Here is a 12993-nt window from a genome sequence, read left to right as displayed (position 1 = left end):
GCGACATCACGTCGCAGAGGGGCGGACGAACCGGTGCAGGGTAGCATTTGCCAATGGTCGAAAAACCAAACTGACATCACGTTTTCGAAGTTGTCCGTTTTCGTACCACCTGAAGGAACCTCCCTTGCGATCATTGTCGAACTGATTAACCACTTCTTCTCCGGTACAGATCCTGTCTACACGCAGGCAAAATCACTTTTTGCCTGGATGCTCGACGCTCTGTCCTTGTGATCTGCCCGGTCGGGCGCTGCGGAGCGCTATACTCCCCGGCTAAATTTCGAATTCGACTAACTACAAGGACTCGCCCATGAAAGCGTTCGGCAAAATCCTGGGTCTGGTACTTCTCGGGCTGTTGCTGATCGTAGTGGCGCTGGGCTTTGCCCTGACCCACCTCTTCGATCCCAACGACTACAAAGACGAGATACGCCAGATTGCCCGCGACAAGGCCCACATCGAGCTGACGCTCAATGGCGATATCGGCTGGAGCCTGTTCCCTTGGCTGGGCCTGGAACTGCACGATGCGGCGGTCGCTACCCTGGCCAAGCCCGCCGAGCCCTTCGCCGACCTGCAGATGCTCGGCCTGTCGGTCCGCGTGCTGCCATTGCTGCGCCGCGAGGTGCAGATGAGCGATGTGCGCGTCGAAGGCCTGAACCTGCGCCTGAACCGCGACAAAGATGGCCACGGCAACTGGGAAGACATCGGCAAGGTGCCCAAGCCTGCAACCACGGCCACGCCTGCCGATGCCACCAGCGAACCTGAGCAGCCAACCACCGCCCAGGCGGAAAAACCGGCACAGCCCATTCGCTTGGACATCGACAGCCTGACCGTCAACAACGCCCGCGTGGAATACAGCGACGAAAAAACCGGCAAGCAATTCAGCGCCGAAAGCATCCAGCTCAGTACCGGGCCGGTGCACGACTCCACCAACATCCCGGTCAAGCTCACCGCGTTCCTGGGCACCAACCAGCCGGTTCTGCGGGTGCGCACCGAGCTCAACGGCGAATTGCGTTTCGAACGCGCGCTGCAGCGCTACAAGCTCGAAGACATGAAGCTGTCCGGTGAAGTCGCCGGCGATCCGCTGCAAGGCAAGACCGTGACCTTCGCTGCGCAAGGCCAGCTGTTGCTGGACAAGGCTGCCAACGTCGCCGAGTGGACCGGGATCAAGGTCTCCGCCAACCAACTGCGAGCGCTGGGCGAGCTGAAGGTCAATGACCTCGATAAAACCCCGCAGGTTAACGGCGGCTTGTCGATTGCCCAGTTCGACCTGGCGAAATTCGTCGACAGCATCGGCCAGAAACTCCCGGCGATGGCCGAAGGCAGCCTGAGCAAGGTCGAACTGGCCACGCGCCTGACCGGCACGCCCTCCAGCCTCACGCTCGATGACATCAACCTGAAAGTCGACGACAGCACCTTTACCGGTCGCATCGCTGTCGAGGATTTCGCCAAGCAATCCCTGCGCGCAACCCTCAAGGCGGACACCTTCAACGTCGACCGTTACCTGGCGCCGAAGTCGGCCGAGGCTAACAGCGCCAAGCAAGTGCGTCAGGCCGAAGTCGCCAGCACCGAAGCTGATGCCATGGCCGGGGCCGGCAGCACACCCCTGCCGCAATCCCCAACCAAAGAAGCCTGGAGCAACGAACGCCTGCTGCCGGTGGAACGTCTGAGCAAGCTGGATGTAGACGCCGACCTGACCTTCGGCCAGTTAACCCTGGAAAAACTGCCGATCCACAACGCGGTGCTCAAGGCCAACGGCCAGGGTGGATTGTTGACGCTGAGCAGCCTGCGCGGCGACCTGTACGAGGGCAACTTCGAAGCCAAAGGCACCCTTGATGTGCGCCAGCAGGCGCCGGTGCTGAACATGCAGACGCAAATCAGCCGGGTGCCAGCGGAAAAAATCCTCGAAAGCCAGGGCAAGGAGCCACCGGTCAAAGGCCTGGTAACACTCAACAGCACCCTCACCGGTAGCGGCAACAGCCAGAAAGCGCTGATCGAAACCCTTAATGGCAACGCCAGTTTCGTCATCAACAATGGCGTGCTGCTCAATGCCAACCTCGAACAACAGTTGTGCAAAGGCATCGCCACGCTCAACCGTAAGTCCCTCAGCGGCGAGCCAAGGGGCAAGGACACACCGTTCCAGGAGCTCAAGGGTAACCTGACCTTTCGAAACGGCGTCGCGAGCAACCCGGACCTGAAAGTGCGCATCCCGGGCATGACCGTCAACGGCGACGGCGACATCGACCTGCGGGTCTTGGGCATGGATTATCGCGTGGGCATCATTGTCGAAGGCGACAAGAGCGACATGCCGGACCCGGCCTGCCAGGTGAGCGAGAAATTTGTCGGCATCCAGTGGCCGTTGCGTTGCCGCGGCCCACTGGAGCTCGGCGCCAAGGCCTGCCGCCTGGATAACGAACGCATGGGCCAGGTCGCGAGCAAACTGGCGGGCGAGCGCATCAGCGAAAAAATCGACGAGAAACTGGGCGACAAGGTCAGCCCGGAACTCAAGGACGCACTCAAGGGGCTGTTCAAGCGATGAGAGCCGAGCAGTTTTCATTGGCGGTGCTGGAATGGTTCGACCGCCACGGCCGCCACGATTTGCCCTGGCAACAGGGCATCACCCCTTATCGGGTGTGGGTCTCGGAAATCATGCTACAACAAACCCAGGTCAGCACCGTGCTGAATTACTTCGACCGGTTCATGGCCTCGCTGCCGACGGTCGAAGCCCTGGCGGCGGCGCCCGAGGACGAAGTGCTGCACCTGTGGACGGGCCTTGGTTACTACACCCGCGCGCGGAATCTGCAGAAGACTGCCAAAATCGTCGTCGAGCAGTACGGCGGTGAATTCCCCCGGGACGTGGAAAAACTCACCGACCTGCCCGGCATCGGCCTGTCCACGGCGGGTGCGATCGCCAGTATCAGCATGGGCCTGCGCGCGCCGATCCTCGACGGCAACGTCAAACGCGTTCTGGCACGCTTTACCGCGCAAGAGGGTTACCCGGGCGAGCCGAAGGTCGCCAAACAGCTATGGGCGAACGCTGAGCGCTTTACACCGCACGATCGGGTGAACGCCTACACCCAGGCGATGATGGACCTGGGCGCCACGCTCTGCACCCGAAGCAAGCCGAGCTGCCTGCTCTGCCCGCTGGAAAAAGGCTGTGAAGCGCACATGCTCGGCCTGGAAACCCGCTACCCGATTCCCAAGCCACGCAAAGCCATCCCGCAGAAACGCACGCTGATGCCGATGCTTGCCAATGCTGAAGGTGCGATCCTGCTTTACCGTCGACCTTCCACGGGCCTGTGGGGCGGCTTGTGGAGCTTGCCGGAACTCGATGACCTCGACGACCTGCAACATCTCGCCTCGCAGCACTCGCTGGAGTTGGGCAACCCGCAGGCACTGCCGAACCTGGTGCACACCTTCAGCCATTTCCAGTTATCCATCGAACCCTGGCTGGTTCAGGTCCAGGAGGCCGGCCAGCACGTGGCCGAGGCCGACTGGCTCTGGTATAACCTCGCCACCCCGCCGCGCCTGGGCCTTGCCGCCCCGGTCAAGACCTTGCTCGAACGCGCGGCTGCCGTATTGAACGCAGGAGAGTCGTCATGACCCGCACCATCATGTGCCGCAAGTACAAAGAAGAATTGCCCGCCCTGGAGCGCGCTCCATTCCCGGGTGCCAAAGGCCAGGACATTCTTGACCACGTCTCGGCCAAGGCCTGGGCCGATTGGCAAAAACACCAAACGCTGCTGATCAACGAAAAGCGCCTGAACATGATGAACGCCGAAGACCGCAAATATCTTCAGGGCGAGATGGACAAGTACTTCTCCGGCGAGGATTACGCCAAGGCCGAAGGCTACGTTCCGCCTGCCGAGTAAGCCCGTGAAATCGGGGGGTCGGATCGTAAGCGACGGTAATAATTAAATTTTTTTGATAACTTGCTTGACGACCCTCTGAAAAACCCGTTTAATGCGCCCCGTTGCCCAGATAGCTCAGTCGGTAGAGCAGGGGATTGAAAATCCCCGTGTCGGCGGTTCGATTCCGTCTCTGGGCACCACCTTCCGTTTTCAGGTGATGCCAAGCACACCTGGAAGCACACAAAAAACCCGCCTAGTGCGGGTTTTTTGCTTTTCAGGGTTTGTACCCTTGCATGCCCCCCGTGAAAGCTTGGCAAGCGATCACAAGGGGCGGCTGGAGTAGCCCGGCCTCAGCAGTCCGCTCACTCCGCCATCTGCAATTCCGGCAGCTTCATCCGGAACCCACGCGTAACGCCCATCAAACAAAGTAACCCTAACCCCATCCAGCCAAGACCAATCATGAACGACATGCTGGACAGGCTGGTCCACAGCCAAATGGTGCTGAGGAAGCCCAGGGCCGGCACCAGGCCGTAGATCAGGCAATTGCGCAGACCGCGCAGCTTCTGGTCGACGAGGTAATGCTTGATCACCGCCAGGTTCACCGCTGAAAACGCGAAGAGTGCGCCGAAGCTGATCATGTTGGCCACGGTATCCAGGGTGATGAACAGGGCAATCAGCGAAAACAGGCTGACCAGCATGATCGCCGTGGCCGGCACCCGCTTCTTCGAGACCAGCCTGCCGAACACCCGCGGCAGCGCACCGTCCCGACCCATGGCGAACAGCACCCGGGAGACGCTGGCCTGGGAGACCATCGCCGAGGCAAAACACCCGGCCACGTAGGTGGCGGTAAAGGCGGTCACCAGCAGTTCACCCCCCACGCGGCGCATGACGTCCAGCGACGCCGAGTCCGGGTCGGCAAAGGTGTTCCATTGTGGATAGACCATTTGCGCGAAATACGAAACAAGGACAAACAGCAGGCCTCCGAGCAGGCTCACCACCATGATGGCGAGGGGGATGAGACGCCGCGGGTTGGGCGTCTCCTCGGCCATGGTCGACACGGCGTCGAAGCCGAGGAAGGACAGACACAGGACTGCTGCGCCGGTCATGATCAGCGGAACGCTGAAGCCCTCGTGATGGAAGGGTGCGAGCAACGAAACCGGCTCCGACTGATCCCCCAGGTTATGGATCGACAACGCCACGAACACGACGATGAAGACCAACTGGACAACCACGAGCAGCAAGTTGACCCGGGTGATGGATTCGATACCGATCAGGTTAAGGAAGGTCACCAGGGCAATGGAGCCAACCACCCACACCGCCGCGGGAACTGCGGGGAAGTATTCGGACATGTAGATGCCGATCAGCAGATAACTGAGCAGCGGCAGGAAGATATAGTCCAGCAACAAGGTCCAGCCGGCCATGAAGCCAAAGTAGCTACCGAAGGCCTTACGCGTATAGGAGTACACCGATCCCGAATACGGATGGGCCTGCACCATGCGTCCATAGCTGTAGGCGGTCAGCAGCATGGCGGCAAGGGTCAGCAGGTAGGCGGTAGGCAAGTGGCCCTTGGTCATCTGGGTCACCAGGCCATAGGTGGTGAACACCGCCAGCGGGACCATGTACGCCAGGCCGAAGAGGACCAGAGCGGTAAGCCCCAGGGATTGTCGAAACCTGCCAGGCGAAACCGATTCCGATGGGGAGTGATGGGAAGGAGTGTCGGCCACGCTTGTTATTGTATTCATTGCTGACTCCTGAAAATTTGAATGCAGGACGCTGCGGTATCCGAAGAGCGGTTACCGTTAGTGAATGATCTGCTGAAGGGTGGGCTGCCCGATTTCCGACAGCCACTTGTTCAATCGATAGGCATACAGGGCGATGCAACGCTGTTGATCACCGCCCCGAGCATGCCTGGCCCACAGATGAGCTCAGAGCTTTCCCGCGATCCGTGCAGTGCGGTCTACCGCGATACGGGTCTTTTCAACCAGCTCGTCCAGCTCCGCGCGCGTTGCCACAAGTGCCGGCGCCATGATCATGCGGCCCAAGGTCGAACGAATGATCACGCCCTCTTCAAAACCAAAGGTGCGGCACTGCCACGCCAGATCGTTTTCGTTGGTGAAGCGTTTGCGCGTAGCCTTGTCCTCAGCGAACTGCAAGGCTGCGACGAGGCCCGCGCCCTGGATCTCGCCGATCATCGGGTGGTTGCCGAACACTTCGCGCAGGATCCGCTGCAAGTACGGTCCGGTATCCTCCTTCACCTGGCGCACGATGCCTTCGTCACGCAACGCCTTGAGGTTGGCGAGCGCGACCGCGGCCGCGACCGGGTGTCCGGAATAGGTCAGGCCGTGGGCGAAGACGCCGCCCTGCTCCACCAGCGCATCGGCAATGCGCTTGCCCAGCACCAGGCCACCCATCGGCACGTAACCGGAAGTCAGGCCCTTGGCGATCGACAGGGTGTCCGGCTCGAAACCGAAATACTGGTGTGCGAACCACTCGCCCGTGCGACCAAAACCACCGATCACTTCATCGGCACACAGCAGCACATCGTATTGGCGGCAGATGCGCTGGATTTCCGGCCAGTAGCTCTCGGGCGGGAAAATCATGCCGCCAGCGCCCTGGAAAGGCTCGGCGATAAAGCCCGCGACATTTTCGGCACCCAGCTCAAGAATCTTCTCTTCCAGTTGCAGGGCACAGCGACGACCGAACTCGGCCGGGGTCAGCTCGCCGCCCTGGGCGTACCAGTAAGGCTCATCGATGTGCGCGACGCCTGGAATCGGGCCACCCATCTCGTGCATGAACTTCATCCCGCCCAGCGCGGTGGCTGCCAGGGTCGAACCGTGATAACCGTTCCAGCGGCCGATCATGATTTTCTTCTGTGGCTTGCCAACGACCTGCCAGTAACGGCGAACGGTACGGATCAGCACCTCGTTCGCTTCGGAGCCGGAGTTGGTATAGATGACGTGGCTGTAGTGACCCGGCAGCAGGCTGAACAGCAGCTCGGACAGCTCGATCACCGCTGGATGCGTGGTGTGGAAGAACATGTTGTAGTACGGCAATTGGTCCATCTGCGCAGCCGCCGCGGCGGTCAGGTCCTTGCGACCGTAGCCGAGCTGGGTGCACCACAGGCCCGACATGCCGTCCAGGTAGCGCTTGTCATCGTTGTCCCAGAGATACAGTCTCTCGCCGCGTACCATCACTCGAGGGCCTTCGGCATTGAGCGCCTTCTGATCCACAAATGCATGGATATGGTGGGCGGCATCGGACTTCTGATAATCCTGAGTCTGCCGTTTCGGTTCGAAGGGTGCATTCATGGCTTTTTTCTCTTTTGTTGGTAGTCACGCGAGGGGGAGCAAGTCCGTTCAGCGGCTCTTGCTCATGTAGCTTTCAAGCGGGTCTTTGCTGAGCACGCCCTGGGCTTCGGCCAACGAATCGATGAACAGTGAGAACAATTCCGATTGCGTGCCGATGTCGAGCTTGCAGTAGACGTTTTTACGGTGTGACTTGATGGTGTCCTCCGACACCCCCAGGCGCTCGGCCAGGGAGCGGGTCGAATGGCCACGCAGGATCAGTTGGGCGATTCGGCATTCGCGCTCGGTCAGGATCGACGAGCCGAAGTTATCCAGTGCCGAGTGGATGCGCTGCTCCAACAGGTTTTCGAAGCGAGCGCCGCGCGTGTCCAGGCCGACAAAATGCTTTTTCAGCAAGGTCAGGACCCAGGGCGCAATGCGCTTGAACTGCTGCGTCGTGGCGGCGTCCAGTTTTTCCGTGAACGCCAGCGAGACAGCCAGGCTCAGCCCGGGAGACAACTGCAGGATGTAGTTCAACTCATCCTGAAGGTGCGAGTGCCGATAGAACGACTGGTAATACTCGCTGAGCTCGAAGTGGTCGGGAGCGACATCAGCAAGGTCGTAGCAACCGGAGCTAAAGCCCTCTACACAGGCACCGTAGAACGGGTCGAGCAGATAGAACCCGGACAGGTACTGGCGCACATTGCCTTGCGGCAGCCAGGGGCCGTCAAGTTCGAACAGCGCGCTGGGCATGCCGCCATGCGGATACTGGTACAGCGTCGTCGCCTGAATGGGCCAGATACAGCCCAGGGTTTCGAACAGCGTCGCGGTGAATCCCGGTTGACCGATACTCTCGGTCACCTTGGCCATCTGTTCGAACCATTGCGCAGAAACAAACCGATCGTTTTCCACTTCAAAGACTCGCCAAAAGAACGGTTGGGAACGACACGAGGTGACTGGTGCCGGGGTTGAAATGATGTTCCCACGCTCGGAAAACTGCCGATATCACCCGATAGGGTGAGTCGACCAAAGGGTGCCAAACGGCCGCCCCATATGCCCCACAAGCAGGAAAAGCACGCCACTCCAAGGAGTGCGTGCAGTCGGGTTTTCCCCTGCCACGCCTTGCGACGTGGCCTATGGAAGCGGTGTTAACGAAGCTGGAACCAGGTGGTTTTAAGTTGCGTGTACTTGTCGAATGAATGGAGGGAAAGATCGCGCCCGAAGCCGGACTGCTTGCCGCCGCCGAAAGGAATGGCGACATCCAGTGCATCCATGGTATTGACCGAGACAGTCCCGGCCTTCAATGCCCGGGCCACACGATGAGCGCGGTTCAGGTCATCGCTCCAGACTGACGCGGCGAGACCATAGATGCTGTCGTTGGCCAACTCAATCGCCTCTTCTTCGGAGTCGAAGGCACTGATGGCCAGCACTGGACCGAAAATCTCCTCACGCGCCAGGCGCATGTTTCTATCCACGCCAGCGAAAATCGTCGGCTGGATGAAGTTCGAAGAGCCATTGATCGTCAGGCGTTCGCCGCCTGCCAGGAGTTTCGCGCCGTCACCACGTGCTTGTTCGATCGCCTGCATGATGCGAGCGGCTTGCTCGCTATCCACGATCGCACCGGCTTTGCTTTCAGGGTCCAGCGGATCACCGGGCAGCCAGGCCCGAGCCTTGGCGATCAGGCGCTCGACAAATTCATCGTGGATAGAGCGCTGCACATAGAGGCGGGAGTTGGCCGAGCAGACCTCGCCCTGGTTGAAGAAAATGCCGAACGCGGCTTTTTCCGCAGCCAGGTCCAGGTCCTGGCAGTCTTCGAAGACCAGGTTCGGGCTCTTGCCGCCGCACTCCAGCCAGACCTGCTTGAGGTTGGACTGCGCCGAGTACTGCATGAAATATTTACCGACCTGGGTCGAGCCGGTGAACACCAGGCAGTCCACATCAGGATGCAGGCCCAGGGCCTTGCCAGCGCTTTCGCCCAGGCCGGGGACAACGTTCAACACCCCTTTCGGGATGCCGGCTTCGAGCGCCAGTTGACCCAGGCGCAAGGCCGAGAATGGCGATTGCTCGGCGGGCTTGAGGACCACGCTATTACCGGCGGCCAATGCCGGAGCGAGCTTCCAGGCCGCCATGTCCAGCGGGAAGTTCCATGGCACCACGGCGGCGACCACTCCCAGTGCCTCGCGAGTGATGGTGGCGAGGGCATTGCGCGCGGTGGGCGCGACCTGATCGTAGAGCTTGTCCAGGGCTTCACCGTACCAGGCGAACACACTGGCCGCGCCAGGCACATCGATGTTGTAGGCATCCATGACCGGCTTGCCCATGCTCAGCGAGTCAAGCAATGCCAGCTCCTCGCGGTTGGCCAGGAGCAGTTCGGAGAGCCTGATCAGGATCTTCTTGCGCTCCACCGGAGCCATGTGAGCCCACGTCCCCTCTTCGAACGCCTGGCGAGCCGAACGTACCGCAAGGTTCACTTCGTCCTCGCCGCATGCGGCGACACAGGCCAGCCGCTGATTGGTCGCCGGATTGATCACCTCGAAAGTCGCCCCCGAGGCGCACGCGACCTGCTGCCCTGCGATCAAGGCATTTTCAATGAATGTTTGGTGGGCAGCCCGCTGCTGCCAGTAGTTGAGATCGAGCACACGCTACTCCCATGCCGACCGCTGATACGGTCAGTTTTTATTGGTTTCGCAGGATGGTGCTCTACTCTCGCGGCGAGGAAAAATAGTAAAAATGTGCTCGGTTCCCAAGAAAAAACTGGGTAGCGACGAGGTTCTGGAGCAGCAGGCAAGATTTCTTTTTTATGCTCGGGATCTAACAAATCTACCGCCTTTGAAATTCCTACGTCTACCTGGCACTCCCTCCTACCAGTTGTAAAAGGTAATAAGGGCAATATCCGCAGCATCCGCTAACACATCCCCCCAAGGTGTTTGTTCAGCAAACCATCCATCGCGCGTTTGCACACCGCAAACTCTAGCGCGAGATACTCCGCAAACAGCTGTGAAGCCAGCTGTTTGCGGATGTGAAAGTTGAGGAATTCGCCGCGCGCCTTTCGGCACGGCTAACTGTCACTCCAGTGAAATACCAGGTTGCGCGCAGCCCCCGAGCCAACATCCGCGGTATCACGTCGCTCCTGACCAGCACGCGATGCAACGACCGTGTACTTGCCAGGCGGCAGCTGAACGTAAACCAGCGGACCTGCCTCAGTCAGGGTCAACACACTTTTCCCCTGCGCGTTTTGAATGGCGACATTGACATCCGGAATGTATTCATTACCTACACCGACGGAGAATGTCATATGCAGGTTGTAACCCTTGGTTTGCTGGATGGCTTTCGCCTCATCTTCACCGATACCACCGGACAGGTAGGCAATTCCGTTTTGTTCCTGGCGTTGGACCTGCACACCCGAAGTGTCGATCGGCTCAAGGTTGGCGGCCTGCGCAACAGGATTCATCAACACGCCGAAAGCGACAAAAAAGGGCAGGAATAGTGACTGCACGTACTTCATGATGACGCCTCCCGGGTTCCGCGGAACCCAATCGTTACCTAATTTTGATTTCCGGCGCGGTCGTCATGTTTTAGAACGATTTGTACTTGAATGCGCTACGAAACGTACTACACGCATCGCTCCATGACCCTTCACTACTATCAGCCAGGTCCTGCCCATTAAACCGGCAGGTCCTCCGGATTTCTCAGAGGAGCCCTGCATCATCACCCCATAGTCTCTTGCCATTCTCTTCTGCCTGTTAAGCCAACCGCGGAAGACTTCATGAGCGCCCTCATACCGGATGACACGCAAGACCCACAAATCACCTCACTGCTTGGCAATCTTGGTGAATTGATTCGCCAGGCGCGACATAAGGTGTTGCGAGCGGTCGATACTGTTCAAGTGCAAACCTGCTGGCAGATCGGTCGGCATATTATCGAGTTTGAACAAGAAGGGGCTCGGCGTGCGGGCTACGGAAAACAATTGCTTTCGACCTTGGCCAAGGTACTGACAACGGAGTTTGGCAAGGGCTTTGACACCTCCAACCTTCGTTACATGCGCCTGTTCTATCAAGCATTCCCAATTTGTGACGCACTGCGTCACGAATTGAGCTGGACCCATTATCGCAGGCTGCTGCGGGTCGACAGCGATAGCGCCCGCCTTTGGTACATGAACGAATCTGCTACCCAGAACTGGTCAAGCCGAGCACTGGAGCGCCAGATCAATACCCTGTACTACGAACGCCTTTTGGCAAGTCGCGATCGCTGTGCCGTCAGGCAGGAAGCAACCAGCAAATGAAGACCAGTCCTCGGCATTTCATCCGAGACCCGGTTGTGCTGGAATTTCTTGGCTTGCCCAGCGCCGGCAGGCTTCAGGAAAGCGAGATCGAGCAGGCCCTGATCGAACAACTGCGAGGCTTCCTGCTCGAACTGGGCAAGGGCTTTGCCTTCATCGCCCGCCAACAGCGCATCAGCACCGATAGCAAGGACTTCTACATTGATCTGGTCTTTTACAACTACCTGCTCAAGTGCTTCGTCATCTTCGATATAAAGCGCGGTGAATTGACCCATCAGGATGTGGGCCAGATGGACATGTATGTACGCATGTACGACCACCTCAAGCGCGGAGAAGAAGATAGCCCCACCGTTGGCATCATTCTCTGCGCGCAAAAGGATGAGTCCGTCGTTCGTTACTCAGTGCTGGAGGGTAATGAGCAATTGTTTGCCAGCAAATACCAACTGGTACTGCCGAGCGAGGAAGAATTGCGTGCAGAACTGGATCGAGAGCGGGCAGTGCTTGAAGAGCGGCTTCTTCGGGAGCCATGATGGATTGTTCATACACGGTGCGAGGACTATCTTAGGCAGCTACCCGCAAAGGTCCGACGCCAATGAATTTGCAGGACGCCCCCTCACTCGCCCCGACTCAAATCGAGCTGCCACTGACGCCTGGCACTTCGGGCGAACCGTTCAAGCAAGCTGCCGCCGACGGTTTCATCCTTGGCGGCTTCATCTGGCGGCATGCGCGGCAGGACACTTCCCGGGCAGTGGTCATCATCAACGCTGCCACATCGGTCCGCTGCCGACACTACTCGCGTTTCGCCGATTACCTGTTTGCCAACGGCTTCGATGTCATCACCTACGACTACCGCGGCATTGGCGAATCACGGCCAGCGTCTATGAAAGGACTGAAAGCGACCTGGTCCGACTGGGGCGCCCTAGACTTCGAGGCGATGCTCAAGCGCGTACAGCGTGACTTTCCCGGCCAGTCGATCGACGTGGTCGGTCACAGCTTTGGAGGCTGCGCAGCGGGCTTGGGTGCATCCGGCCAGCTCATTCGCCACCTGGTAACGGTCGGCGCGCAATTCGCTTACTGGCGCGACTATGCACCCGCTCACCGCTGGCGGATGTTTGCCAAGTGGCACGTGGTAATGCCGGTGGTGACGAGGCTGTGCGGATATTTTCCCGGCAAACGCCTCGGCTGGCTGGAAGACACCCCGGCCGGTGTAGTCCAAGACTGGAGCACGCCCACCGCTCGTTACGAAAAGCGCCCCAGCGGCCAGGACAGCCATGTCAGGAACTTCGCTGCGGTCACCGCGAAAACCCTGGCGATCAGCATCAGCGACGATCCCTACGGCACAATCCCCGCCATCGAACGCCTGCTCCGCTACTTCACTGGCAGCACAAACACCCACCTGCGCATAACCCCCGAAGACATCGGCGAACAAGAAGTTGGACATTTCGCCTTTTTTCGCAGCGCATACCAAGCCACACTATGGCCCATCGCACTGTCCTGGCTGCAAAACGGCGAGCTGGCCCCCGGTACACCCGGGCAAACAGTGCCACGCAACTGAGCCACCAGCCCTTTTCAACGAAATACGGAA

Annotated in this window: 9 protein-coding genes, 1 tRNA gene and 1 pseudogene; 6 read left to right on the top strand and 5 right to left on the bottom strand. The window is 59.3% G+C overall.

Going from position 1 to position 12993, the window contains the following annotated elements:
* Positions 1-307 precede the first annotated feature (307 nt).
* The 4 genes from AC1Q8Q_RS07715 to AC1Q8Q_RS07700 all read left to right on the top strand — a co-directional run bounded on the left by AC1Q8Q_RS07715 (position 308) and on the right by AC1Q8Q_RS07700 (position 4045).
* Positions 308-2533: an AsmA family protein gene (locus tag AC1Q8Q_RS07715; protein WP_020795740.1), complete on the top strand. Its 2226-nt coding sequence runs from the start codon at positions 308-310 to the stop codon at positions 2531-2533.
* Positions 2530-3597 carry an A/G-specific adenine glycosylase gene (mutY, locus tag AC1Q8Q_RS07710; RefSeq protein WP_033043801.1) on the top strand — a complete coding sequence of 356 codons (1068 nt, stop codon included), beginning with the start codon at positions 2530-2532 and terminating at the stop codon, positions 3595-3597. The genes AC1Q8Q_RS07715 and mutY overlap by 4 nt, the downstream gene beginning before the upstream one ends.
* Positions 3594-3866: an oxidative damage protection protein gene (locus AC1Q8Q_RS07705; RefSeq protein ID WP_033043799.1), complete on the top strand. Its 273-nt coding sequence runs from the start codon at positions 3594-3596 to the stop codon at positions 3864-3866. Before mutY ends, AC1Q8Q_RS07705 begins: the two co-directional genes overlap by 4 nt.
* 103 nt (positions 3867-3969) lie before the next feature.
* Positions 3970-4045 (top strand) — tRNA-Phe (locus tag AC1Q8Q_RS07700).
* 162 nt (positions 4046-4207) lie between these two features.
* Here the strand turns inward: AC1Q8Q_RS07700 and AC1Q8Q_RS07695 are convergent.
* The 5 genes from AC1Q8Q_RS07695 to AC1Q8Q_RS07675 all read right to left on the bottom strand — a co-directional run bounded on the left by AC1Q8Q_RS07695 (position 4208) and on the right by AC1Q8Q_RS07675 (position 10634).
* Positions 4208-5587 (bottom strand): APC family permease, encoded by a 1380-nt coding sequence (locus AC1Q8Q_RS07695; protein ID WP_033041029.1) that lies wholly within the window; start codon positions 5585-5587, stop codon positions 4208-4210.
* A 183-nt stretch (positions 5588-5770) separates the two neighbouring features.
* The gene (locus AC1Q8Q_RS07690; RefSeq protein ID WP_489327062.1) at positions 5771-7153 is read right to left on the bottom strand and encodes an aspartate aminotransferase family protein; all 1383 of its coding nucleotides are present in this window, start codon (positions 7151-7153) and stop codon (positions 5771-5773) included.
* Positions 7154-7201: 48 nt separating this feature from the next.
* Entirely contained in the window at positions 7202-7999 is a 798-nt protein-coding gene (locus AC1Q8Q_RS07685) for a helix-turn-helix transcriptional regulator (protein ID WP_050511579.1), read from the bottom strand.
* Between the two features lie 278 nt (positions 8000-8277).
* Positions 8278-9768: an aldehyde dehydrogenase gene (locus AC1Q8Q_RS07680; RefSeq protein ID WP_179054102.1), complete on the bottom strand. Its 1491-nt coding sequence runs from the start codon at positions 9766-9768 to the stop codon at positions 8278-8280.
* Between the two features lie 419 nt (positions 9769-10187).
* Positions 10188-10634 (bottom strand): hypothetical protein, encoded by a 447-nt coding sequence (locus tag AC1Q8Q_RS07675; protein ID WP_033038923.1) that lies wholly within the window; start codon positions 10632-10634, stop codon positions 10188-10190.
* Between the two features lie 261 nt (positions 10635-10895).
* On the opposite strand from AC1Q8Q_RS07675, the pseudogene AC1Q8Q_RS07670 reads away from it, so the two are divergent.
* Together AC1Q8Q_RS07670 and AC1Q8Q_RS07665 are read left to right on the top strand one after the other, a co-directional pair.
* Positions 10896-11938: pseudogene (locus AC1Q8Q_RS07670) on the top strand (PDDEXK nuclease domain-containing protein).
* 62 nt (positions 11939-12000) lie between these two features.
* Complete coding sequence (locus AC1Q8Q_RS07665) at positions 12001-12963, top strand: alpha/beta hydrolase family protein (RefSeq protein WP_083350005.1); 963 nt, start codon at positions 12001-12003, stop codon at positions 12961-12963.
* Positions 12964-12993 lie beyond the last annotated feature (30 nt).

This window comes from Pseudomonas sp. GW823-FHT06B06, assembly GCF_058795195.1.
Note: the sequence above shows the minus strand (reverse complement) of the source record. Positions and strands in the feature narration are given on the sequence as shown.